The sequence below is a fragment of the Curtobacterium sp. Arg-1 genome, assembly GCF_025643395.1.
GTDB classification, from domain to species: domain Bacteria; phylum Actinomycetota; class Actinomycetes; order Actinomycetales; family Microbacteriaceae; genus Curtobacterium; species Curtobacterium poinsettiae.
The window spans coordinates 3,431,212-3,454,191 of sequence record NZ_CP095731.1; the positions used below are offsets into that span (position 1 = coordinate 3,431,212).

At 69.4% G+C, this 22,980-nt stretch carries 20 protein-coding genes; 6 read left to right on the plus strand and 14 right to left on the minus strand.

The genetic code is table 11. From position 1 onward, the window contains the following. Window positions 1–82: 82 nt before the first annotated feature. Window positions 83–2,530: an ATP-dependent helicase gene (locus MXD64_RS16400; protein WP_017885462.1), complete on the minus strand. Its 2,448-nt coding sequence runs from the start codon at window positions 2,528–2,530 to the stop codon at window positions 83–85. Between the two features lie 12 nt (window positions 2,531–2,542). Beyond that, window positions 2,543–3,553, minus strand: a complete 1,011-nt coding sequence (locus MXD64_RS16405; protein WP_017885463.1) for a glycerophosphodiester phosphodiesterase family protein — start codon at window positions 3,551–3,553, stop codon at window positions 2,543–2,545. A 106-nt stretch (window positions 3,554–3,659) separates the two neighbouring features. Here MXD64_RS16405 and MXD64_RS16410 point away from each other — a divergent pair, with 106 nt between their 5' ends. Both MXD64_RS16410 and MXD64_RS16415 read left to right on the plus strand, forming a co-directional pair. Beyond that, window positions 3,660–4,655 (plus strand): DUF817 domain-containing protein, encoded by a 996-nt coding sequence (locus tag MXD64_RS16410; RefSeq protein WP_263136819.1) that lies wholly within the window; start codon window positions 3,660–3,662, stop codon window positions 4,653–4,655. A 31-nt stretch (window positions 4,656–4,686) separates the two neighbouring features. Then, the gene (locus MXD64_RS16415; protein WP_017885465.1) at window positions 4,687–5,559 is read left to right on the plus strand and encodes a Bax inhibitor-1/YccA family protein; all 873 of its coding nucleotides are present in this window, start codon (window positions 4,687–4,689) and stop codon (window positions 5,557–5,559) included. A gap of 344 nt (window positions 5,560–5,903) precedes the next feature. Here the strand turns inward: MXD64_RS16415 and guaA are convergent, their stop codons facing one another. From guaA to MXD64_RS16440, 5 genes are read right to left on the minus strand one after another with little or no spacing between them, the layout of a single operon-like run. Next, window positions 5,904–7,484, minus strand: a complete 1,581-nt coding sequence (gene guaA / locus MXD64_RS16420; RefSeq protein WP_017885466.1) for a glutamine-hydrolyzing GMP synthase — start codon at window positions 7,482–7,484, stop codon at window positions 5,904–5,906. Beyond that, window positions 7,481–7,927: a DUF3817 domain-containing protein gene (locus MXD64_RS16425; protein WP_042539755.1), complete on the minus strand. Its 447-nt coding sequence runs from the start codon at window positions 7,925–7,927 to the stop codon at window positions 7,481–7,483. The genes guaA and MXD64_RS16425 overlap by 4 nt, the downstream gene beginning before the upstream one ends. 10 nt (window positions 7,928–7,937) lie before the next feature. After that, entirely contained in the window at window positions 7,938–8,714 is a 777-nt protein-coding gene (locus MXD64_RS16430; protein ID WP_071250173.1) for an SURF1 family cytochrome oxidase biogenesis protein, read from the minus strand. Window positions 8,715–8,719: 5 nt separating this feature from the next. Further along, on the minus strand, window positions 8,720–10,171 hold the full coding sequence (locus MXD64_RS16435) for a cation:proton antiporter (protein ID WP_263136820.1): 1,452 nt from the start codon (window positions 10,169–10,171) through the stop codon (window positions 8,720–8,722). Window positions 10,172–10,174: 3 nt separating this feature from the next. Then, on the minus strand, window positions 10,175–10,705 hold the full coding sequence (locus tag MXD64_RS16440) for a cation:proton antiporter regulatory subunit (protein ID WP_017885470.1): 531 nt from the start codon (window positions 10,703–10,705) through the stop codon (window positions 10,175–10,177). 75 nt (window positions 10,706–10,780) lie between these two features. Between MXD64_RS16440 and MXD64_RS16445 the strand changes: the two genes are divergently transcribed. After that, on the plus strand, window positions 10,781–11,284 hold the full coding sequence (locus MXD64_RS16445; protein ID WP_263136822.1) for a hypothetical protein: 504 nt from the start codon (window positions 10,781–10,783) through the stop codon (window positions 11,282–11,284). Window positions 11,285–11,533: 249 nt separating this feature from the next. Here the strand turns inward: MXD64_RS16445 and MXD64_RS16450 are convergent, their stop codons facing one another. The 7 genes from MXD64_RS16450 to MXD64_RS16480 all read right to left on the minus strand — a co-directional run bounded on the left by MXD64_RS16450 (window position 11,534) and on the right by MXD64_RS16480 (window position 19,263). Beyond that, entirely contained in the window at window positions 11,534–13,420 is a 1,887-nt protein-coding gene (locus MXD64_RS16450) for a glycerol-3-phosphate dehydrogenase/oxidase (RefSeq protein ID WP_214563224.1), read from the minus strand. Window positions 13,421–13,482: 62 nt separating this feature from the next. After that, window positions 13,483–14,601 (minus strand): GuaB3 family IMP dehydrogenase-related protein, encoded by a 1,119-nt coding sequence (locus tag MXD64_RS16455; RefSeq protein ID WP_017885473.1) that lies wholly within the window; start codon window positions 14,599–14,601, stop codon window positions 13,483–13,485. Between the two features lie 95 nt (window positions 14,602–14,696). Next, window positions 14,697–14,888, minus strand: coding sequence for a hypothetical protein (locus MXD64_RS16460; protein ID WP_139179596.1), 192 nt, complete (start codon window positions 14,886–14,888; stop codon window positions 14,697–14,699). A gap of 367 nt (window positions 14,889–15,255) precedes the next feature. Further along, on the minus strand, window positions 15,256–16,062 hold the full coding sequence (locus tag MXD64_RS16465) for an ABC transporter ATP-binding protein (protein ID WP_263136823.1): 807 nt from the start codon (window positions 16,060–16,062) through the stop codon (window positions 15,256–15,258). Next, window positions 16,059–16,961 carry an ABC transporter ATP-binding protein gene (locus MXD64_RS16470; protein ID WP_017885476.1) on the minus strand — a complete coding sequence of 301 codons (903 nt, stop codon included), beginning with the start codon at window positions 16,959–16,961 and terminating at the stop codon, window positions 16,059–16,061. Before MXD64_RS16470 ends, MXD64_RS16465 begins: the two co-directional genes overlap by 4 nt. Next, the gene (locus MXD64_RS16475; protein WP_017885477.1) at window positions 16,954–17,940 is read right to left on the minus strand and encodes a branched-chain amino acid ABC transporter permease; all 987 of its coding nucleotides are present in this window, start codon (window positions 17,938–17,940) and stop codon (window positions 16,954–16,956) included. Before MXD64_RS16475 ends, MXD64_RS16470 begins: the two co-directional genes overlap by 8 nt. 12 nt (window positions 17,941–17,952) lie before the next feature. After that, the gene (locus MXD64_RS16480) at window positions 17,953–19,263 is read right to left on the minus strand and encodes a branched-chain amino acid ABC transporter permease (RefSeq protein ID WP_017885478.1); all 1,311 of its coding nucleotides are present in this window, start codon (window positions 19,261–19,263) and stop codon (window positions 17,953–17,955) included. A gap of 326 nt (window positions 19,264–19,589) precedes the next feature. Here MXD64_RS16480 and guaB point away from each other — a divergent pair, with 326 nt between their 5' ends. The 3 genes from guaB (at window position 19,590) to MXD64_RS16495 (ending at window position 22,817) form a co-directional block, all read left to right on the plus strand. Beyond that, window positions 19,590–21,092 (plus strand): IMP dehydrogenase, encoded by a 1,503-nt coding sequence (guaB, locus tag MXD64_RS16485; RefSeq protein WP_017885479.1) that lies wholly within the window; start codon window positions 19,590–19,592, stop codon window positions 21,090–21,092. A 206-nt stretch (window positions 21,093–21,298) separates the two neighbouring features. Beyond that, window positions 21,299–22,204, plus strand: coding sequence for a hypothetical protein (locus tag MXD64_RS16490; RefSeq protein WP_263136824.1), 906 nt, complete (start codon window positions 21,299–21,301; stop codon window positions 22,202–22,204). A gap of 211 nt (window positions 22,205–22,415) precedes the next feature. Then, window positions 22,416–22,817: a VOC family protein gene (locus MXD64_RS16495; RefSeq protein WP_071250160.1), complete on the plus strand. Its 402-nt coding sequence runs from the start codon at window positions 22,416–22,418 to the stop codon at window positions 22,815–22,817. The last annotated feature ends 163 nt before the right edge of the window (window positions 22,818–22,980 follow it).

Consider the following 22,980-nt stretch of genomic DNA (forward strand, 5'->3'; position numbering starts at 1 on the left):
TCCGCGGGGGAACGCCCCGGGTCCGTCCCGTGAACACCAGACCGGCCGCTGCTGCCGGTTCGGTGTGGACCGGTGAGGGCTCCTACAGCTTCTCGATCGGGGCGATCTTGATGAGGAGCTTCTTGCGGCCCGCGGAGTCGAACGCGATCTCGGCGATGCGCTTGGCACCCTGCCCCGTCACCGCGGACACCGTGCCCTCGCCGAAGTCGACGTGCTTGATGCGGTCGCCGGCGACGAGTTCCATGTCCCCGTTGTCGCGCACCTGGCCGGACACCCGGTTCGCCCACTCGGTCTTCGGACGGGTCTTCGAGGCTGCTGCTGCACGGTCGTACGATCCGCCGCCCCAGCCACCACCACCGCGGTAGCCACCGCCGCCGCCACCACCGTTGAAGCCACCGTCGCGCTTGGCGTTCAGGGCCCGGGGCTGCGTGCCACCGCGGCTGTTCGCCATGCCCGGCGACTGCTTCCACTCGATGAGCCCCTCGGGGATCTCCTGCAGGAAGCGCGACGGCATCGCCACGTTGACGTCGCCGAACTGCGCACGGGTCATCGCGAGCGACAGGAACAGGACCTTCTTGGCGCGGGTGATGCCGACGTAGAACAGCCGGCGCTCTTCCGACGGACCACCGGGTTCGTTGGCGGACATCCGGTGCGGGAGCAGGTCTTCCTCGACACCGGTCAGGAACACCGCGTCGTACTCCAGGCCCTTCGCGGTGTGCAGGGTCATCAGCGAGACCGTGCCCGAGGAGTCGTCGAGCTCGTCCGCCGCTGCGACCAACGAGACCTCGGTCAGGAAGTCCGACAGGGTGCCCTCGGGGTTGTTCTTCTGGAACTCGCGCGTCACGGCCACGAGTTCGTCGATGTTGTCGGCGCGCGCGGCGTCCTGCGCGTCGGGCGACTTCCGCAGGTTGTCGAGCAGCCCGGAGCCGTCGAGCAACTGCGTCAGGGTGTCGACCACCGGTTGCGTCTGCGCCTTCTCGGACACGGCGTCGAGCAGCGCCGCGAACTCCGTGATGGCGTTCCGCACCTTCGGCCCGAACCCGAGTTCACCCGCGTGCCGCAGGGCGTCGCGCATCGTGGTCTCGTGCTCGTCGGCGTAGCGCTGCAGCGTGGTCTCGGTGACCGAGCCGATGCCGCGCTTCGGCACGTTGAGGATGCGGCGCAGGGCCATCGGGTCTGCCGGGTTGGCGACCGTGATCAGGTACGCCATGGCGTCCTTGATCTCGGCGCGCTCGTAGAACTTGGTACCGCCGAGCACCCGGTACGGGATCGCCGCACGGATGAAGATCTCCTCCAGCGCACGGGTCTGCGAGTTGGTCCGGTAGAACACCGCCATGTCGCGGTAGTCCATGCCGTCTTCACGCAGGCGCTGGATCTCGTCGGCGACGAACTGCGCCTCGTCATGGCCGGTGTACCCGGTGAAGCCGACGATCTTCTCGCCGGCTCCGACGTCGGTGAACAGGCTCTTCGCCTGGCGGTCGAAGTTGTTCGCGATGACGGCGTTCGCGGCGTCGAGGATGTTCTGCGTCGACCGGTAGTTCTGCTCGAGCAGGATCGTCTTGGAGTTCGGGAAGTCCCGCTCGAACTCGACGATGTTGCGGATGTCCGCCCCGCGGAAGGCGTAGATCGACTGGTCGGAGTCACCGACCACCGTCAGGGACGCGGGCGCGATCGAGCCGTCGGTCTCGCGCATCCGGGCGACGTGCTGCCCGGAGTCCTCGAGCTTGTCGACCTGTTCGACCGGCACCGGGCGGGTGAGCTCACGGATCAGGGCGTACTGGGCGTGGTTCGTGTCCTGGTACTCGTCGACCAGGATGTACCGGAAGCGCCGCTGGTACAGGGCGGCGACGTCCGGGAAGGCGCGGAACAGGAACACCGTCTGGCCGATGAGGTCGTCGAAGTCGAACGCGTTCGCCCGGCGGAGCTCGTTCGTGTAGCGCCGGAACACCTCGGTGAACATGACTTCCTGCGGGTCGTTCACGTTGATGTTGCGCGCGTAGGTGTCGATGTCCTGCAGCTCGTTCTTGAGCTTCGAGATCTTCGACGCCGCGGCACCCACGGTCAGCCCGAGGGAGTCGGCTTCGAGCTCCTTGATGATCCGCTTCAGCAGTGCCTTGGAGTCGGCGGAGTCGTAGATCGTGAACGACTGCGGGAACCCGAACCGCTCGGCTTCGCGCCGCAGGATGCGCACGCACGCCGAGTGGAAGGTGGAGATCCACATCCCCTCGGCCTCGCCGCCCACCAGGGCCCGGACACGCTCGCGCATCTCGGCGGCGGCCTTGTTCGTGAACGTGATCGCCAGGATCTGCGACGGCCAGGCTTCGCGGTTGGCGAGCAGCAGCGCGATGCGGCGGGTGAGCACGCTCGTCTTGCCGGAACCGGCACCGGCCACGATCAGCAGGGACTCGCCGCGGTACTCGACGGCTTCCTTCTGCTGGGGGTTCAGACCCGCGGTGAACGGGTCTTGGTACGCGCGGGCACCGGCGCCCGGTTCGGGCGTCGATTCGAAGGGGTCGAGCACGATCGTCATGTCCGGAACAGTCTAGGCGGGACCCCCGACAGCGGACCGGGCGAGCACCGCCAGGTCCGTGTGGTCGGCGAACACGCCGTCGAGTCCGGTGCGGATGACCGAGGTGAACCAGCGTTCCCAGTCGCCGAAGGCCGCGACGTCCCCGCCGCGACGCAACGGCGACGGCAGGAACCGGTTCTCCGGCCGGAGGGTCCACGTGTACACCGCGAGCCCGGCGGCGTGGGCACGGTCGACGATCGCGCTGCGCACCGGCGTCGGGTCGTCGAGCGCGACGCTGTCCACGCCGGCCATCAGGGTGCCGAGGTCGACGCTGATGCCGTGGAACTCGGTTGCGAACGACGCGAGCGCGTCCTCGGAGCGCTCGGCGGCGTAGGTCGGGGCGAGCGCCCCGTGGGACGCGACCTCGTCCGCGGCGCTGCCACGGGCCTCCTGGAGGTACACGAGCCGACCACCGGTCGCCCGCTCGCGCAGGTCCCGCAACACGCCCTTCTCGAAGCTCTCCACCGTCAGCCGCTCGTCCTGCCGCCACCCGGCCTCGCCGAGCGTGGCGTCGACGAGCTCGCCCATCGGGAACCCGGCGCGGTCGAAGGACGCGGCGTGCTTGACCTCGGCGACGAGCCCGACCGGGCGGGGCGCCGCGTCGAGGATCGCGAGCAGGTCGACGAACCGCAGGATCGGCTGCGCGCCGTCGTGCTCGGCGGATCCCGGGCGCAGCGCGGGCAGGCGCTCGCGGGTGCGGAGCGTCTGCAGCTGCGCCCACGTGAAGTCCTCGGTGAACCAGCCCGTCAGCGTCTGGCCGTCGACGGTCTTCGTCGTGCGCAGGTGCCGGAACTCGGCGTGGTCGGCGACGTCCGTGGTGCCCGAGACCTCGTTCTCGTGCCGGAGCACCAGGACGCCGTCCTTCGTGGGCACCAGGTCCGGTTCGATCGCGTCGGCGCCGAGTTCGATGGCCAGGTCGTACGCGCTCCGCGAGTGCTCGGGGCGGTAGCCGGACGCGCCGCGGTGGGCGATCACGAGGGTCATGGCGCGACCCTACTTGCCGGGGGTGACGAGCGGGCCACCTGTGTCGCGGGACACACTCGTCGCGCCGGGGACCGCCGTTCCCAGCGCCGACGCCGAGCATCACCGCATGACCGTCCGATCGCTCTCCACCGCCGTCGAGGCCCGGATCGACCGGGCCGCACGCCGTGTGCTCGACGCCGGGCACCGACCGCACCGACCCGTCCGCGTGTTCGTCACCGAGTTCCTGGTGTTCGGTGCCAAGCAGGCCTGGGCGTGTGCGTTCGGGGCGCTGCTGCTCGCGACGATGGCCCTGGTGCACCTGACCGTGCCGGCCCCGATGCGGAACGACGTCCTGACGACCGCGGCCGTGCTGCTGCAGGTCGGCATGCTCGTGTTCGGGCTCGAGACCGTACGGGAACTCCGGGTGGTGGTGCTGTTCCACGTCGTCGGCACCGTGATGGAGGTGTTCAAGACCCACATGGGCTCGTGGACCTACGAACCCGGAGGGCTGCTCGTCGTCGCCGGGGTGCCGCTGTTCTCGGGGTTCATGTACGGGGCCGTCGGGTCGTACATGGTCAGGGTCCACCGGCTGTTCGACCTGCGGTTCGACCGGTACCCGCGGCAGTGGCTGCTGGCGGTCGTCGCGGGCGGCGTCTACCTGAACTTCTTCGGCCACCACTTCGTCGCCGACGCCCGGTACGTGCTGCTCGCGCTCGTGCTGCTGCTCTTCGCCCGCACCACCATGGACGTCCGGATCCACCGGGCGACGATGCGGATGCCCGTGCTCGTCGCGATGGGGTTGGTGGCCGTGTTCGTCTGGGCGGCCGAGAACGTCGCGACCTGGGCCGGGGCGTGGAGCTACCCGGCGCAGCTCGCCGCCTGGCACCCGGTGGCCCCGGCGAAGATCGTGGCGTGGTTCCTGCTCATGACGATCTCGGTCGCGCTCGTGACCTGGTTGCACCCGGCGTCGCCCTCGGGCTCCCCGCGCTCGACGGCGGACTCTCGACGTCTTCGAGGCGCGCGTGCAGCGGGCGACCCTAGGCTTCCCTCGTCGGGGCCCACTGGGCCCGCGTCCGCTCGCCGCGAATCCTCAGCCTTCCGCGACCGAGCGCACCTAGGCTGAGAGGACTCGAATCTCCTAGGAAGAGGACACCATGGCCTTCAAGCCCGGTTTCGACCAGTCCCCCGCCTTCAACGCACAGGGGGCAAACACCTGGGGCGGGCGCGGTGCTGGTCAGCAGCAGGCCGGCTGGGGACAGACCCCGCAGCAGGCACAGGGCGGCATGACCCCCGAGCAGCTGCAGTACATGTACGACCGCCCGACTGCGTCCCCGGTGGACACCGACCGCATGTCGTACGAAGACACCATCGTCAAGACGCTGCTCGCGTTCGGCGTGCTCGTCGTCGGTGCGGTGGCCGGTTGGAACCTGCCGCCGGCCGTCTGGGTCGTCGGCGCGCTCGTCGGGTTCGTCCTGGCGCTCGTCAACACCTTCAAGAAGAAGCCGTCGCCGGGTCTGATCCTGACGTACGCGTTCTTCGAGGGGCTGTTCGTCGGCGGTATCTCGAACTACTTCCAGACTGCGTTCCCCGAAGCTGACGGCATCGTCGCGCAGGCGGTGTTCGGCACGCTCGGTGTGTTCTTCGTCACCCTGCTGCTGTTCCGCTCCGGCAAGGTCCGCGCGACCCCGAAGGCCACGCGCTTCTTCCTGATCGCGATGGTCGGGTACATGGCGTTCTCGCTCGTCAACCTGGTCCTGATGTGGACCGGCGTGACGCAGAGCGCGTTCGGCCTGATGGGCGTGACGCTCTTCGGCATCCCGCTCGGTGTGCTCATCGGCATCTTCGTGGTCGTCATGGCGGCGTACTCGCTGATCCTCGACTTCGACCAGATCAAGACCGGTGTCGAGCGCGGCGCACCCCGCATCTACGCCTGGACCGCGGCGTTCGGCCTGATCGTGACGCTCGTCTGGCTGTACCTCGAGATCCTGCGCATCCTCGCCATCATCGCGAGCAGCTCGCGCAACTAGAACCACCGCACACACGAAGGGCCCCGGCGCTGCCGAGGCCCTTCGTCGTTCCCGGGCCGGTGGTCGGCGACGGCCGGGGCGGTGGCGGTGGCGGGAGGCAGTGGCGGTGGCGGCGGCGGTCCCGGGTGGTCACAACACCCCGCCGGTCGCCCGCCGAGTGGTCACGAAGCGTCGCCGGAGCCGGGGCCAGTCGACACTTCGTGACCCCTCGGCACCGGGCCCGCGGGGTGTTGTGACCACTCAACGACCCCGTCAGCACCGCCCGCCGCTCCGGCAGCGCCCCCGGACGCACGAAGGCCCGGCACGCGTGACGCGTACCGGGCCTCCCGTCGCTCAGGGGAGCCCTACTCCCACTCGATCGTCCCCGGCGGCTTCGACGTGACGTCGAGCACGACCCGGTTGACGTCGGGCACCTCGTTCGTGATGCGGTTCGAGATCTTCGCCAGGGTGTCGTACGGCAGACGCGTCCAGTCGGCGGTCATGGCGTCCTCGGACGAGACCGGACGGAGCACGATCGGGTGGCCGTAGGTCCGGCCGTCGCCCTGCACGCCCACGGAGCGGACGTCGGCGAGCAGCACGACCGGGCACTGCCAGATCTCCTCGTCGAGGCCGGCCGCGGTGAGTTCTTCGCGGGCGATCTTGTCGGCCGCGCGGAGCAGTTCGAGCCGGTCCTTCGTGACCTCGCCGACGATGCGGATGCCGAGGCCGGGCCCGGGGAACGGCTGGCGACCGACGATGACCTCGGGCAGGCCGAGCTCGCGACCGACGGCACGGACCTCGTCCTTGAACAGGGTGCGCAGCGGCTCGACGAGCTCGAACGTCATGTCCTCGGGCAGGCCGCCGACGTTGTGGTGCGACTTGATGTTCGCGGTGCCCGCTCCGCCGCCGGACTCGACGACGTCCGGGTAGAGCGTGCCCTGCACGAGGAACTTGACCTCGGCATCGGAGTCGGACGCCTGGGCCTCGAGCACGAGCGCCTCGGCTGCGCCCTCGAACGTGCGGATGAACTCGCGCCCGATGATCTTGCGCTTCTGCTCGGGGTCGCTCACGCCGGCGAGGGCGTCGAGGAACTGCTGCTCGGCGTCGATCGTGATGAGCCGGACACCGGTGGAGGCGACGTAGTCCTCTTCCACCTGCTTGCGCTCGTCGGCCCGCAGGAGTCCGTGGTCCACGAAGACGCAGGTGAGCTGGTCGCCGACGGCCTTGTGCACCAGGGCTGCGGCGACGGCGGAGTCGACACCACCGGAGAGACCGGCGATGACCCGTGCGGAGCCGACCTGCTCGCGGATGCGGGCGACCTGCTCCTCGATGACGTTGCTGGAGTTCCAGTCGCCGGGCAGGCCCGCGGCACGGTGCAGGAAGTTCTCGAGCACGGCCTGGCCGTACACGGAGTGCTTGACCTCGGGGTGCCACTGCACGCCGTAGAGCTTGCGCTCGTCGGACGCGAACGCCGCGACGGGCGTCGATGCGCTCGAGGCGAGCACCTCGAAGCCGGCCGGTGCCTTGGCCACGGAGTCGCCGTGCGACATCCACGTCACCTGGTCCGCCGGCTGGTCGCCGAGCAGAGTGCTGGTGCCGGGGGCGAGGGTCACGTCGGTGGCGCCGTACTCGCGCAGCCCGGTGTTCGCGACCTCGCCACCGAGGGCGGTCGCCATGGCCTGGAAGCCGTAGCAGATGCCGAGCACGGGGACGCCGAGGTCGAGGATGTCACCGTCGAGGGACGGCGCGCCTTCTTCGTACACGGACGACGGACCGCCGGACAGCACGATGGCCGCCGGGTCCTTGGCGCGGATCTCGTCCGCGGTGATGGAGTGCGGCACGATCTCGCTGTAGACGTTCGCTTCTCGGACCCGACGCGCGATGAGCTGCGCGTACTGGGCCCCGAAGTCGACGACGAGGACGGGACGCTGTTCGGTCTCGCTCACCGAGCGGCCTCCTTCTCACGCTGCTGGGCAGCGATCAGCTCGTGGTAGGTGTCCATGGCCTTCTGCTGCATACGGTGTTCGACCACGAAGGACATGAACGGGATGATGCCCCCGAGGGCGATGAGCAGGAAGCGCGACGGCCTCCAGCGCATGATGCTCCACAGACGGAAGTCCGTGAAGAGGTAGAGCACGTACAGCCAGCCGTGGGCGATGAGGATCGCGATCGACAGGTTGAACGTGCCCGGGGTCTCGCCCGCCGTGCCGTTGGGCACGAAGAACGGGCCGTTGCCGAGCTGCATCTCGAGCTGCAGCGGCGTGTACTTGATGATGACCTCGACCACCAGGGCGAGCAGCAGCACACCGGTGATGTACGCCGAGACGCGGTACCACTTCACCGCCCCCGGGATCTTGGGGATGTCACGGGTTCGGACGGTCAGGGCCATGCCGGCAATCCTACCGTCGGAGCGCGTCGGCTTCGGTGGCGAGCAGTGCCTCGCGCTCCTCTTCCTGCTCGCGCTCCCAGGCGTCCTTCACGAATCGGTACCAGAGGAACACGGCGAAGCCCGCGAAGACGACCCACTCGATCGCGTAGAACAGGTTGAGCCAGTCGAACTGGACCTCGCGTGACGGAGCACGGTCGGCGATGGTGCCGAGGTCGGCGGCCTTCGCGGTGGCACCGTCGGCGACGACGTACCCCAGGTACATGCGGTCGTCGAAGGCCTGCCAGGTGTTCACGAACCGTGCGGGCGCGACGGCCGAGTACTCGGCCTTCTTGTAGGCGTCCTGGTCCGGGGACTCGGCCGGGTAGTACCGGCCCTGGATCGTGAGCGTCTGGCCGTCCGCCAGGCGCTCGCCCCCGGCGACGGCGGCCGACCGCTGGTCGGACCACCCGATGACGACCGGGAGGCTCGCCCCACCATCCGAGTCCACCAGGTGCCCGACGGTCTGGTACTTCCCACCCCCGGTGCGTCCGGTCAGCACCGTGGTGTCGTCGGCGACGAAGGTCCCCGTGACGGTCACCTTCTGCCCGGCGAGGCTCTCGCTGACGGGGCGCTCGGGGGTCGTGACCGCCTCGAGCGTGCGGCGGGTCTCGGTGGTCGCCGGCAGGGGCTTGCCGTTGGCGATGGACCGCTCGAGCTGCCACTTGCCCAGCCCGGCGAACACCGCCGCCAGCACGAGCGCCAGCAACAGCAGCGCGATCCACCTCGGTCGTCGGGCAACGGCCCACATCTGTATCAGTACTCCGGATCGCGCTGTCGGACCGGGCGTTCGGGGCGCTCGGCGGGGTTCTCGACCGGCGACGTCACGGGTGCGGACGTCGGCTCGGGCCCCTCATTGTCTCGCTCGTCCCTGCCAGCGGCCTCCACGAGGGCGAACTCCTCGGCGAACTGGCGATCCCGCTCGGCCTTCCGTGCCGCGGCGGTGGCGTCCGCCTCGGCCTCGGCTGCTTCGGCGCTCTCGGCGGCGGCTGCCGCGGCGACGGCACGTCGGCCGCCCAGGCGTCCGCGCAGGCGGATGAGCCGGCCCGGGCGCACCACGAGGCGGCCGATCCGGTCCGAGTTCACCGCGAGCAGCGGCCCGAGGACCGCCATGCAGAGGACGTAGAGGCCCGCGAAGGCGGTGATCCGCGCCTCCAGCCCGGCGGCAGCCGACAGCGTCGCGAGGATCAGCGCGAACTCGCCGCGGTTCACCAGGATGACGGCGGTGTTGATGCCCTGCTGGACGTTGAAGCCGTTCATCCGCGCGACGATCTGGCCGGCGACCGCGTTGAGCACGATGGTCATGCCGATGGCGCCGAGGACGGGCCAGAGCACCTCGCCGAAGGTCGACAGGTCGAGACCGAGCCCGAAGTTCACGAAGAAGAACGCCGCGAAGACGTCGCGCATCGGCAGGGCGAGCTGTTCGATGCGGTCGCGGTACCGGGTCGCTCCGCAGAGCAGGCCGATGACGAAGGCGCCGATGGCGTCGGTCACACCGAGCAGGTCGCCGATGCCGCCGAACATGACCGCGAGTCCGAAGAACAGCACGGTGAACAGCTCGTCGTCACGCGTGGCGAAGATCTTCGAGACCCACTTGCCCGCGAAGCGCGCGAGCGTGAACATCACGATCAGGAACCCGAACGCCAGGGCCAGCTTGCCGACGACGGCCCAGAGGTTGGTGTCGCCGGACAGCACGACGGAGACGATCGCCAGGTACACGGCGATGAAGACGTCCTCGATCACGGTGACGCCGAGGATCATCGGGGTCTCGTCGTTCGCCAGACGGCGGAGTTCGATGAGGAGCTTCGTCACGATGGCGCTCGACGACGTCGCCGTCATGCCCGCGATGATCAGGGCTTCACGGGTGCCCCAGCCGAGCGAGAACCCGAAGGCGAAGCCCACGCCCATGTTGATGACGACGTAGGTGCCGCCCGACACCAGGAGCTTGCCGGCGTTGCCGTAGAACTCCTCTTGGTCGAACTCGAGCCCGAGGTTGAACAGCAGCAGGATGAGCCCGAACGTCGCGATGAGCTCGATCGTGTGGGACTCGACGCTCAGCCCGAACCACGGCGTGTTCGGGCTCGCGACGAGCCCGACCACCATGTAGATCGGGATGGCTGGCAGACCGATGGTCTTGCCGAGTCGGCCCAGGACGTAGGCGATGACGAAGAGCACACCGATGGTGAGCAGCTCACCACCCAGGTGCATGCGCTAGCTCTTCCGCGGGGCCTCGGCCGAGGCGGCCGCAAGCTCTCCGCTGCGGTAGAAGGAGAACGCCTTGGCGACCTTCTCGGGGGATCCGGCCACGACGATGGTGTCACCGGGGAAGACGACGAAGTCCGACGAGGGCGCCGGGTTGGCGCTGTCGCCACGGACCACGGCGACGACGGTCAGGCCGATGAAGCCCGAGTCGTGCAGGTCACCGAGGGGCTTGCCCGCGATGGCGTCGTCGTAGTCGACCGAGAACCAGTCGATGGACAGCCCGGGGATCTCGTCGAGCTTGTCGAGGCCCTCGGTGATCCGGGTGCCGCCGAGCAGTTCGGCGAGGGTGTGCGCTTCGTCTTCGCTGAGACGGAGCGAGACCTTCTCGGACTTGTCCGCGCCGTCGGAGACGTCGGCGAACGAGATGAGGTCGGAGTGCCCCGACCGGTGCGTGATGACACCGCACTTGCCACCGTCGTCGGTGTAGAAGCTGTGCAGCACGCCGACTCCGGGGAGTTTGACGCGATGGACGTCGACCATGATGGCTCCCTCTTCGAGTACCCCGATGATAACCACCCGGTGACCCCGCGCATTCCGCGCACTACTGTTCTGTGGATGGGGAGAACACGGATCGTCGTGGCCGTCGTCGGGGTGCTGGTCGTCGTGCTGTACGCGGCACTGCTCGCGCTGAACGCACTGGTGCTGGACCCGCTCGCCGCGGTCCCCGGTGCGAGCCTGGCCGAGATCCACGCCGAGCTCTCGGAGCAGGGGTTCTCGGTCGGGGCGGACATCGCGACCGTCGTGGGGATCGCCGTCGTCGGCGTCCTGTTCGCCGCGGGACTGTCGGTGCTGCTGCTCATCACCCGGGCGAGGCCGCACGTCATCGCGGCGGTGCTGCTCGCGGTCGTCGTGATGGGGACGCCGATGTCGTTCGTGGCCGCGTTCGCCCTGCAGATGGACGTCGCAGATGCCTACGGGGTCGGCGGCGGTGCCCACACGATCTGGTCGGGCGCCCTGTACGTGACGAGCCTCGTCGCGCTGATCGGGATCCCGGTGGTGCTCGTGGTCGGCCAGGCGGTGCACGTGCGCCGTGCGGCCCTGCGGGCGCGCGCCGTCTGACGGACGCACCACGGGCCTCCAGTCCGGTCTTCCGTCCTTCCGGTCTTCCGGTCTTCCGGTCTTCCGTCCTGGAGGCGCGGGTGGACTCCGCAAGACGCCGTCGTCTCGTCGTGACGCCTCGCCCACCGCGAGACGCCGCCATGTTCGGCGGCGTCTCGGCGACCAGACGGCGTCGACCCGAGACGACGGCGTCTTACGCAACCCGCAGACGCCGGCGTCTGGCTGACACGACGGCGTTTGCGGGCCTCCTCACTCCGGCTCGCTCGTCTTCTCGCCGATGACCTGCTCGTCGGACGCCTTCGCGCCCTCCGCGCCGTCCGAACGGCCGCCACCGACGACCACGTCGTCCTCGTCGAAGCCGAACGCGATGTCCGGAGCCTCGAGCCGCACGCGGTCCGCGCTCTCGTCGTCGGGCTGCAGCTGCGACTCCCGTTCTGCGGCGACGCGCTTCAGGTAGTTCGCGACCTCGTGCTCGGTCGTCTCCTGGTCCCACCCGAGCACGTCCGCCATGAGCTTCGCGGCGACGGGCGCCGCTGACTCGCCGCGGTCCCAGGCCTCGATGGAGATGCGGGTGCGGCGGGCGAGGACGTCCTCCAGGTGCAGGGCGCCCTCGTGCGAGGCGGCGTACACGACCTCGGCGCCGATGTAGTCGTCGGCCCCGGGTAGGGGTTCGGCCAGCGCGGGGTCCTGCTCGACGAGCTGCAGCACCTCGGTCGCGAGGGTGCCGTACCGGTTGAGCAGGTGCTCGATCCGGACCTTGTGCACGTTGCAGCTCCGTGCGGTGCGGGCGCGTCGGTTCCACGCGGCCGGGTAGCCCTCCGCGCCGAGGAGCGGGATGTCCTCGGTCGTCGACTCCGGGATCCTGCCGTCCATGGCCGCGACGGCCTCGTCGATGGCGTCCTTGCCCATCACGCGGTACGTCGTCCACTTGCCGCCGGCGACGACGACGAGCCCGGGCACGGTGTGCGCGACGACGTGTTCGCGGCTCAGCTTCGACGTCTGGTCGGACTCCCCCGCCAGCAGCGGGCGGAGGCCGGCGTAGACGCCCTCGACGTCCTCGCGGGTCAGCGGGACGGCGAGCACCTTGTTGACGTGCTCGAGGATGTAGTCGATGTCCGCCGCGGTCGCCGCCGGGTGCGCCTTGTCGAGGTACCAGTCGGTGTCGGTCGTGCCGACGAGCCAGTGCCGGCCCCACGGGATGACGAACAGGACGCTCTTCTCGGTGCGCAGGATCATGCCCGTGTTCGACGGGAACCGGTCGCGCGGGATGACGAGGTGCACGCCCTTCGACGCCCGCACCTTGAACTGCCCGCGGGTGCCGATCATCGCCTGGGTGTCGTCGGTCCAGACACCGGTGGCGTTGACGACCTGCTTCGCGCGGATCTCGAACCGCTCACCGGTCTGGATGTCGTGTGCCTGCGCGCCGACCACGCGCTCTCCGACCTTGATGAACCCCTCGATGCGGACGCGGCTCGCCGCCTCGGCACCGTACGAGGCCGCGGTGCGCACGAGCGACGCGACGTAGCGCGCGTCGTCGACCTGGGCGTCGTAGTACGTCATGCCGCCGACGAAGGCGTCCTTCTTGAGCCCGGGCATGTTCCTGAGCACCTGCTTCCGGCTGAGGTGCCGGTGGTGCGGGACGCCGGGCGGACGGCCGCCGGACCAGCTGAACACGTCGTACATCGCCATGCCGATGCCGATGTAGAAGCGCTCCCAGACTCGGTGGTTGAGCGGGTAGAGGAAGCGCACGGGCTTCACCAGGTGCGGGGCGATGCGCTGCAGCAGCAGCCCGCGTTCGATGAGGGCTTCGCGGACGAGTGCGAAGTTGAGCTGCTCGAGGTACCGGATGCCGCCGTGCACGAGCTTCGACGAACGGCTCGACGTCCCCGAGCCCCAGTCACGGGCCTCGACGATGCCGACGCTCAGGCCGCGGGTCACGGCGTCGAGCGCACTGCCCGCACCGACGATGCCGCCGCCGACGACCAGGACGTCGAGCTCCTTGGTTTTCAGCGTCTCGATCGCGGCCGCACGTTCGTCCGGTCCGAGCTTCGCCGTGGGGTCGAACCCCACGCCGGGCGCGACGTCACGCGGACGTCCGGCCGTGCTGGTCTGCTTCGTCGTGCTGGACTTCGCCATCGTCGCCTCCGGGTCACGGTCGGCGCCGAGGCGTCACCCGGAGCAGTGTCCGGGTGCCACCGTCACTGGTGGTACGGCGCCACGACCACTTCTACTCGCTGGAACTCCTTGGCGTCGGAGTATCCGGTCGTCGCCATCGATCGGCGCAGGGCACCGACCAGGTTGGCGCGGCCGTCGTGGGTCGGCGTCGGGCCGTTCAGGACGTTCTCGAGCGGGGCGATCGTGCCCACCTCGACCCGGCGGCCACGCGGCAGCTCGGGGTGGTGCGCCTCGGCACCCCAGTGGTAGCCGCCACCCGGGGCCTCGGTCGCACGGGCCAGCGCGGTGCCGAGCATGACGGCGTCGGCGCCGACGGCGATGGCCTTGACGATGTCGCCCGCGGTGTCGAGCCCGCCGTCGGCGATGACGTGCACGTAGCGGCCGCCCGACTCGTCGAGGTAGTCGCGACGGGCACCTGCGACGTCCGCGACGGCGGTGGCCATCGGGGCGTGGATGCCGAGTGCGGCACGGGTGGTCGACGCTGCGCCGCCACCGAAGCCGACGAGCACACCGGCGGCACCGGTGCGCATGAGGTGCAGCGCCGACGTGTAGGTCGAGGCGCCGCCCACGATCACCGGGACGTCCAGCTCGTAGATGAACTTCTTGAGGTTGAGGGGTTCCTCGGTCTGGGAGACGTGCTCCGCCGAGACCGTGGTGCCGCGGATGACGAACAGGTCGACACCGGCGTCGACGACCGTCTTCGAGAACTCCTGGGTGCGCTGCGGGCTGAGCGAACCGGCGACCGGCACCCCGGCTGCGCGGATCTCGGCCAGGCGGGCGGTGATCAGCTCGGCCTTGATCGGCTCGGAGTAGATCTCCTGCATGCGCTTCGTGACGTTGCCGTCGGTGAGCGACTTGATCTCGTCGTAGTACGGGGTCGGGTCCTCGTAGCGGGTCCACAGGCCTTCGAGGTCGAGCACGCCCAGGATGCCGAGCTTGCCCATCTGGATGACCGTCGCGGGCGAGGACACGGAGTCCATCGGTGCCGACAGGATCGGCGACTCGAACGTGAACGCGTCGATCGACCACTGCACGCTGACGTCGCGCGGGTCACGCGTCCGCCTGGAGGGGACCACCGCGATGTCGTCGAACGCGTACGCCCGACGTCCGCGCTTGCCTGCACCGATCTCGACTTCGCTCACCAGGACAGCCTACCGGGCGGGCTCTGCGGCGTGCACGGGCCGGACGGTGCGGACGACGGGCAACCTCGCACCGTGCAGCCGTCACGGCGGAGCCGTCAGCGCGGGCGGCGCGGGGCTCGTCGGCGTTTGCGGAGCACCCGCAGCACGAAGCCGAGCAGGAGCGCGAGCACCACGAGGACGACGAGGAGCACCGCCGCGACCTTGACGAGCAGCGCCGCACCGACGAACAGCGCGATGAAGACCACCCACACCAGGGCGTCCATCGCGCTCACCGACAGTCTCTGCACCTGCGGAACGATACCGACCCGCGCGGGGCGAGTAGCGCCTCCTGGCCGGGTGCGACGGGCGACGCCGTCGTCAACGGAAGACGCCGTCGTCAGCGCAGGACGCCGCCATCCCGACGAGACGCCGCTGGATTCCGAGGCGTCTCGACGGGACCGCGGCGTCGACGGAACACGACGGCGTCATGCGACCACAGTCACGCGACCAGACGCGACCACAGTCACCCGACCAGACGCGATCGGACGCGACCAGAGGCGAGCCGCGCCTCCGGGGCGGGTACAGGAGCGGGGCCGTGCGGCGCGAAGCGACCACGCACGGCCCCACCCGTCACGGATACCACCCCCACAGCGGTACCCGTAGCCGACGACAGCGCTAGCGCTGTGCGTCGACGTCCTTGGCGAGCGTCCCCAGGTAGAGCTCGATGACCTTGGGATCGTCAGCGAGTTCCTTCCCGGTGCCCGAGTACGCGTTCTTCCCCTGGTCGAGCACGTACCCACGATCGCAGATCTGCAGACAGCGTCGCGCGTTCTGCTCCACCATGATGATCGACACACCGGCCTTGTTGATCCGGCGGGTCCGCAGGAACGTCTCGTCCTGACGCACGGGGGACAGTCCGGCGCTCGGCTCGTCGAGCAGCAGCACCTTCGGGTCCATCATCAGCGCCCGGGCCATCGCGACGGACTGCCGCTCACCGCCCGACAGCGATCCGGCCCGCTGGTTCCGCCGCTGGGCGAGGATCGGGAACAGGTCGTAGATGACCTCGAGCCGCTCGGTGAACTTCCGGGGCCGCAGGTACAGCCCCATCTGCAGGTTCTCCTCGATCGACAGCGACGGGAACACGTTGTTCGTCTGCGGCACGAAGCCGACACCGGCCTGCACGAGCTTGTTCGCCTTGAGGTTCGTGATGTCGTCACCCTGCAGGGTCACCGAGCCTTCGCGGATGGACACGAGCCCGAACAGCGCCTTGAGGAGCGTCGACTTGCCCGCCCCGTTCGGTCCGATGATGCCGATGAGCTCGCCCGGGTAGCAGTCCAGGTCGCAGCCGTTCAGGATGTTCACGCCCGGCAGGTACCCGGCGACGAGGTTCTTCGCGCTGAGCACCGGCTCGCGTTCCAGTGTGGCCGCCGGGGACGGACTGGAGGCACTGCTCGCGATCGTGGGGTCCGCCTGGTCCGTCATCGGGTCGTCTCCTCTGCTGCTGCGTCCGCCGCGTCTTCTTCCGCGACTTCCTCTGCCAGTTCCTCGAAGGTCTCCTCGGTGAGGAGCGAGTCGTCACCCAGGTCGGTGTCGTGGTGCGCACCGAGGTAGGCGTCGATCACGGCCTGGTCGTCCATCACCGTGTCCGCCGGGCCCTCGGCGACGACCTTGCCCTCGGCCATCACGACCACCCAGTCCGAGATGTGCCGGACCATGTGCATGTCGTGCTCGACGAACAGCACGGTCATGCCGTCGTCGCGCAGGGACTGGATGTGCCCGAGGAGCGACTGGGTGAGCGCGGGGTTCACGCCGGCCATCGGCTCGTCGAGCATGATCATCGTCGGGTCGGACATCAGCGCCCGGGCCATCTCGAGCAGCTTCCGCTGCCCGCCGGACAGCGAGCCCGCGTAGTCGTCGGCCTTGGTGTCGAGCTTGAACCGGGCGAGCAGGTCCTCGGCCTTGGCCGTGATCTCGCGCTCCCGCTTCGCCCACACCGGCTTGACCAGGGCGGCGAAGAAGTTCTCGCCGGGCTGGTCGCGAGCGCCGAGCAGCATGTTCTGCATCACGGTGAGCCGCGACAGGGCCTTGGTCAGCTGGAAGGTGCGGACCATGCCCTTGTTCGCGATGTGCGTCGCGCTCGTCTTCTGCAGCGTAGCGCCGTTGAACTGCGTCTTCGCACCGGGGCTCGGCTTGTCGAATCCGGTGAGCAGGTTGAAGAACGTGGTCTTGCCGGCGCCGTTCGGGCCGATCAGGGCCGTGATGGAGCCGCGCTGGACCTCGAGGTGGTCGACGTCCACGGCGGTCATGCCCCCGAAGCGGCGGGTGACGTCGTCGACGGTGAGGATCGGGTCGGCCTTGGGGTGGCCGTAGGTCTCAGACACTGAACGTCAGCTCCTTCTTGTTGCCGAGCAACCCCTGTGGACGGAACACGATGAGCAGCATGAGCGCGACGCCGACGAGCACGTACGAGAACTGCTCGGCCTGCTGTGCGTTCATGATCGAGTCGGGGATGAAGTCGCCGGCCAGCGTGCGGATGAAGAGCCGGACGACGAAGAAGAGCACGGCTCCGAGCACCGGTCCGAACACCGTCGCCGCGCCACCGAGGATGAGCGCCGTCCAGATGAAGAACGTCATCGAGCGGCCCATGGCGTCCGGTTGCACGGAACTCGGCAGGACGTAGATGATGCCCGCGATCGCACCGAGCGCCCCACCGAACACGAGCGCCTGCATCTTGTACGAGTAGACGTTCTTGCCGAGCGAGCGGACGGCGTCCTCGTCCTCGCGGATGGCCTTCACCACGCGGCCCCACGGGCTGCGCATGAGCAGGAAGAGCACCAGGGTGAACAGGGCGACCATGGCCCACGCCGCGATGCGGATCCACCAGCCGTTGACGCCGTTGTTGGCGTACGTGAACCACAGGATCGTGGTGGTGCCGTCGGGCAGTGGGCTGAGGGCGGTGAACGGGTCGCGGTAGCTCGACCCGGTGATGCCGTTCGAGCCGCCCGTGGTCGAGGTGAGCAGGCTCGAGCGGCCCACCATGCGGATGATCTCGGCGCCGGAGATCGTGACGATCGCCAGGTAGTCGCCGCGCAACCGCAGGGTCGGGACGCCGAGGATGATCGCGAACACGATCGAGACGAGCAGGGCGATGAGCACCGCCATCACGAACGGCAGTCCGTTGGTGATCGAGATCGCGAAGCCGTAGGCCCCGAGCAGCAGGAACGCCGCCTGGCCCATGTTCACGAGCCCGGTGAGCCCGAAGTGCACGTTCAGGCCGATCGCGGCCAGCGCGAACGCCGCCGTGGTCGGGGCGAGTGCCTCCTGGGTGAGCGAGGACAGCAGGTTGAGGATGTAGTCCATGCGCGTGCTCCCTTAGCCGATCCGCTCGGCGCGGCCGAAGATGCCCTGCGGCCGGAACAGCAGGATGAGGATGAGGATGACGAGGGCGGTGGCGTACTTGAAGTCACCGGGGAGCACCAGGTTCGTGAGCTCCACGACGACGCCGATGATCATCGAGCCGACCAGGGCGCCGTACGCGGTACCGAGGCCGCCGAGCGTGACCGAGGCGAACATGAGCAGGAGCAGCTGGAGCCCCGTCTGCCAGTTCACGCCGTTCAGGACGAGCCCGAGCATCACGCCGGACAGGCCAGCCAGACCGGCGGCGAGCGTCCACACGAAGCGGATCACCCGGTCGACGTCGATGCCGGAGGCCGCGGCGAGCGCCGGGTTGTCCGACACGGCGCGGGTGGCCCGGCCGAAGCGCGTCTTCGCCAGGAAGAGCCCGGTGGCGACGAGGACCACGAGCGCGATCCCCATGGCGACGTAGGACTGCACCGTCAGGGTCACGCCGGCGAACCGCACGGTCTCCGGGTTGCCCTGCTGGATGCGGACCGTCGAGGCGCCGAAGAAGTACTGGAACGCGTACTGGGCGGCGATCGACAGCCCGATCGTCACGATCATGAGCTGCGTCAGGCTGATGCGTCGGCGCCGGAGCGGGCGCCAGATCGCGGCGTCCTGCAGGTACCCGGTCGCGGCGCACAACAGCGTGACGACGATGCCGGTGACCCAGATGTTCCAGCCGAGCTGGTTGGCGAAGACGTACGCCAGCAGACCGCCGAGGGTGACCTGCTCACCGTGCGAGAAGCTCGACAACCCCGTCGTGCCGTAGATGAGCGAGAGCCCGATGGACGCCAGCGCGATCAGCAGGCCGAGCCGGAGCCCGGAGGCGAACTGCTGCCAGGCCCGCTGCATGCTCACACCCGACGAGTCGGACGAGGTCGTCGCGCCCTTCTGGTCGGACAGCTGGAAGATCTGCCCGACGTTGGCGTTCAGCGTCGCCTGCACCTTCCGCTCGGCGTCCGCGGCGTTGGTCAGGTACTGCCCCTTCGGCAGGGTGCCCTGGTCGACGCTCACCGTGTACTCGCCAGCGGTCTCGACCTTGACGGACCAGCGGCCGTCGGCGTTGGTCGTGGCCGTCTGGTCGAAGCCGCTCGGGCCGGTCACGTCGACGTCGACGCCCTCGGCCGGATCACGCTCGGAGTCGGTGATCGTGCCCTGGATGCACCCGTTGTCGGGGCTGACGGTGCACGCCTGGCTGGTGGCCGGAGCCGACGTGGCACTGAAGGCCGGCAGGGTGACCGCCCAGTCGATCAGGAAGGTCGCCAGGAACGCGGCGACGAGCACGGCCGCGAGGACCGGTCGTCGTCGTGTCTGGCGGAGGCGGAACAGGCGCGGCTGCGCCCGTCCCGGAGGAGTGATGGATCCCACGGAAGAGCCTCTCGTTCGGATGACGAGGAACCTATGGGGATTTTGTGACACCCGTGTTTCCAACACGTTCCCTGTGTGATTCGTACCCGAACTGTGACGTTGTGGAGGAATGCTCCGAGGCGGGCGCGATCCGTGCCTCCAGGCGGAATGCGGCGACAGCCGCTCGCGTTACCATGTCCTATCCGGAACCCGTCGTCGTGTTCCCGGTGTCTCGACACTTCACTCGCCCACGAAGGGGACCCATGGACCAGCCGGATCCGTTCGGATTCATCGGACTCACGTACGACGACGTCATGCTCCTGCCCGGGCACACCGACGTCATCCCGAGCGAGGCGTCCACCGCGTCCCGGCTCACCAAGCGGATCTCCGTCAACGTCCCGCTGCTCTCTGCTGCGATGGACACCGTCACCGAAGCCCGCATGGCGATCGCCATGGCGCGCCAGGGCGGCATCGGGATCCTGCACCGCAACCTGTCCATCGAGGACCAGGCTGCCTACGTCGATAAGGTCAAGCGCTCCGAGTCGGGCATGATCACCAACCCGGTGACCACCACCCCGGACGCCACCGTGGCCGAGGTCGACGCGCTCTGCGGCCAGTTCCGTGTCTCCGGCCTGCCGGTCGTCGAGCAGGACGGCACCCTCGTCGGCATCATCACGAACCGCGACATGCGCTTCGTGGCCACGTTCGAGCAGGCCACCACGTACGTGCGCGACGTCATGACGAAGGCGCCGCTGATCACCGCGCTCGAGGGCATCGACCCCGAAGAGGCGATCGCCATCTTCGCCCAGCACAAGATCGAGAAGCTGCCGCTGGTCGACGCCGAGGGCAAGCTCCGCGGCCTCATCACCGTCAAGGACTTCGACAAGAGCGAGCAGTACCCGGACGCCACCAAGGACGACGAGGGCCGGCTCCGCGTCGGTGCCGCGATCGGCTTCTTCGGCGACGCCTGGCAGCGCGCCGAGGCCCTGCGTGACGCCGGCGTCGACGTGCTCGTCGTCGACACCGCCAACGGTGAGAGCGAAGGCGTGCTCGACATGGTCCGCCGCCTCAAGGCCGACCCGACGTTCGACGCGATCGACGTCATCGGCGGCAACGTCGCCACCCGCGCGGGCGCCCAGGCGCTCATCGACGCCGGTGTCGACGCCGTCAAGGTCGGTGTCGGCCCGGGCTCGATCTGCACCACGCGCGTCGTCGCCGGTGTGGGTGTGCCGCAGGTGACGGCCGTGTACGAGGCGTCCCTCGCCGCACGTGAAGCCGGTGTGCCGATCATCGCCGACGGTGGCCTGCAGTACTCGGGCGACATCGCGAAGGCCCTGGTCGCCGGTGCCGACACCGTCATGCTCGGATCACTGCTGGCCGGCACCGACGAGTCCCCCGGTGACCTGGTGTTCGTGGGCGGCAAGCAGTTCAAGGCCTACCGCGGCATGGGGTCCCTCGGGGCCCTGCAGACCCGCGGCAAGAAGACCTCGTACTCGAAGGACCGCTACTTCCAGGCGGACGTGCCGAACGACGACAAGCTCATCCCCGAGGGCATCGAGGGCCAGGTGCCCTACCGCGGCTCGGTCGGCAACGTCGTCTACCAGCTCACCGGTGGGCTGCGGCAGTCGATGTTCTACGTCGGCGGTCGCACGATCCCCGAGCTGAAGGCCCGTGGCAAGTTCGTCCGCATCACCGCGGCGGGGCTCAAGGAGTCCCACCCGCACGACGTCCAGATGGTCGTCGAGGCGCCGAACTACCGCAGCTAGACCGCGGGCCGGGCCGGTTCTGGTCCGCAAGACGCCGTCGTGTCGTTGAGACGCCGCCGAATCCGGCGGCGTCTCAACGCTTTCCGGGCGTGGTTCGGAGACGACGGCGTCTTGCGACTCCTCCACAGGCGGCAACGGCCTGGAGGCTCTCCACCGGTCCGGTGTGCGAGTCGCCTCGCGCCGTGGTCGCGTTCCATGCTGCGGGGATGAACGCGCTCGCCCGGACAGCACTGGTCCGTGTCCCGTCGGCCCTGCACGAGCCGGTACGCCTGTTCCACGGCGCCGCCGTCGAACGTCCGGAGTGGGAGGCGCTCTCACCCCTGGAACGCCGGCGCCTGTTCGTCCGCGCACGGTACGGGTCCCTGCAGTCCGAGTGCGTCGTCTCGGGGACCTCGGCCGCGGCGCTCTGGGGCTTGCCTGACTTCGACGCGACCGACTGGCGGCTGCACGTGATCGACGTCCGGCTCGACAAGACGCACACCGGTCGAGGCGTCGTCCGTCACGCTGGGCGGATCCGGAACGGCGAACGCGTCGTGGTCGACGGGATCCCGACGACCTCGCTCGAGCGGACCGTGCTCGACATCGCGCGTCGACAGTCGTTCACCCACGCCGTCGTCGTGCTCGACCACGTGCTCCGGTCTGCCCTGGTCGGCCGCGAAGGGCTCGTCGCCGCACTCGCCGCGCTCGAACCACCCGGGCGCCTGCGCGGATGCCGACAGGCTGCCGCCGCGATCGACTTCGCCGATGCCCGTGCCGAATCGCCCGGCGAGTCGATCAGCCGCGTCACCGCCGGTGACCTCGGGGGTCCTGCTCCGGAGCTGCAGCGCGAGTTCGAGACACCGCTCGGCAGGTTCAGGACGGACTTCTGGTGGCCCGACGCCGGGGTGATCGGTGAGTTCGACGGTCGCTTGAAGTACGACGACCCTCGAGCGCTGTGGGACGAGAAGAACCGTGAGGACGCGCTCCGACGGGATCCCGAGGTGCGCGGGTTCGCGCGGTGGACGATGCGGGAGGCTGCGGATGCACGAGCGCTGGCTGCGGTGCTGTCGGCTGCCGGGCTCCCCTTGTTCCGCGCAGCACCGATCAGCGCACGTCGCCAGCCGGGCTCGTGAGCAGCGGCTGGCGGGCAGCGCGAGACGCCGTCGTGTGGGTTGGGCGCCGCCGAGTCCCCGAGACGCCGCCGAATTTGGCGGCGTCTCGCGAGCACCGCGGCGTCGGAGCAGCACGACGGCGTCTTCACCCCGTCGCCCACCCCGTCGCCCGCCCCGTCCCCCGTCTCCCCCCGTCCCCCGCAGCTGCGTTCCCCGGCGGTAGTGTCGCGGCATGGTCAGCGCTGTCTCCCACACCACGATCGACTCCCGCGATGCCTACGCCCAGTCCGAGTGGTGGAAGCAGGTGCTCGGGTACGTGGACCTGCCCGACGACCCGAACGCTCCGGGGCACGAGGAGTGCGAGATCACAGCACCCGATCGATCGCACACGGTGCTGTTCCTCCAGGTGCCCGAGACGAAGGCCGTGAAGAACCGGATCCACTTCGACCTGCGCCCCACCGACCGCACCCGCGACGAGGAGATCGAGCGGCTCCGCGGCATCGGTGCCGTGGAGCTCGCCGACCTGCGCCACCCGGACGGCGGATGGGTGGTCTTCGCCGACCCGGAGGGCAACGAGTTCTGCGTCCTGCGGTCCCAGGCCGAACTCGACGAGGAAGCCGGACAGCAGAGCTGACCGGGCCAGCACGGCTGACCGGGACAGCACGGCTGACCGGCCCGCCGTCCACCGGTGCGCCCCCGGGCCTCCCGAACACCCTGCCGGACCATCCGCCTGGCGCAGGTCAGGGCACCACGCCGGCACCGCAGCTCCTGCACGGATGCCTGTCCCCACGCACAGG

Excerpts from the sequence above, each read along its gene's own strand:
- MXD64_RS16400 (WP_017885462.1), bottom strand. The coding sequence starts at position 2,530 with ATGACGATCGTGCTCGACCCCTTCGAATCGACGCCCGAACCGGGCGCC.
- MXD64_RS16405 (WP_017885463.1), bottom strand. The coding sequence starts at position 3,553 with ATGACCCTCGTGATCGCCCACCGCGGCGCGTCCGGCTACCGCCCCGAG.
- MXD64_RS16410 (WP_263136819.1), top strand. The coding sequence starts at position 3,660 with ATGACCGTCCGATCGCTCTCCACCGCCGTCGAGGCCCGGATCGACCGG.
- MXD64_RS16415 (WP_017885465.1), top strand. The coding sequence starts at position 4,687 with ATGGCCTTCAAGCCCGGTTTCGACCAGTCCCCCGCCTTCAACGCACAG.
- MXD64_RS16425 (WP_042539755.1), bottom strand. The coding sequence starts at position 7,927 with ATGGCCCTGACCGTCCGAACCCGTGACATCCCCAAGATCCCGGGGGCG.
- MXD64_RS16430 (WP_071250173.1), bottom strand. The coding sequence starts at position 8,714 with ATGTGGGCCGTTGCCCGACGACCGAGGTGGATCGCGCTGCTGTTGCTG.
- MXD64_RS16435 (WP_263136820.1), bottom strand. The coding sequence starts at position 10,171 with ATGCACCTGGGTGGTGAGCTGCTCACCATCGGTGTGCTCTTCGTCATC.
- MXD64_RS16440 (WP_017885470.1), bottom strand. The coding sequence starts at position 10,705 with ATGGTCGACGTCCATCGCGTCAAACTCCCCGGAGTCGGCGTGCTGCAC.
- MXD64_RS16445 (WP_263136822.1), top strand. The coding sequence starts at position 10,781 with ATGGGGAGAACACGGATCGTCGTGGCCGTCGTCGGGGTGCTGGTCGTC.
- MXD64_RS16450 (WP_214563224.1), bottom strand. The coding sequence starts at position 13,420 with ATGGCGAAGTCCAGCACGACGAAGCAGACCAGCACGGCCGGACGTCCG.
- MXD64_RS16465 (WP_263136823.1), bottom strand. The coding sequence starts at position 16,062 with ATGACGGACCAGGCGGACCCCACGATCGCGAGCAGTGCCTCCAGTCCG.
- MXD64_RS16475 (WP_017885477.1), bottom strand. The coding sequence starts at position 17,940 with ATGGACTACATCCTCAACCTGCTGTCCTCGCTCACCCAGGAGGCACTC.
- guaB (WP_017885479.1), top strand. The coding sequence starts at position 19,590 with ATGGACCAGCCGGATCCGTTCGGATTCATCGGACTCACGTACGACGAC.
- MXD64_RS16490 (WP_263136824.1), top strand. The coding sequence starts at position 21,299 with ATGAACGCGCTCGCCCGGACAGCACTGGTCCGTGTCCCGTCGGCCCTG.
- MXD64_RS16495 (WP_071250160.1), top strand. The coding sequence starts at position 22,416 with ATGGTCAGCGCTGTCTCCCACACCACGATCGACTCCCGCGATGCCTAC.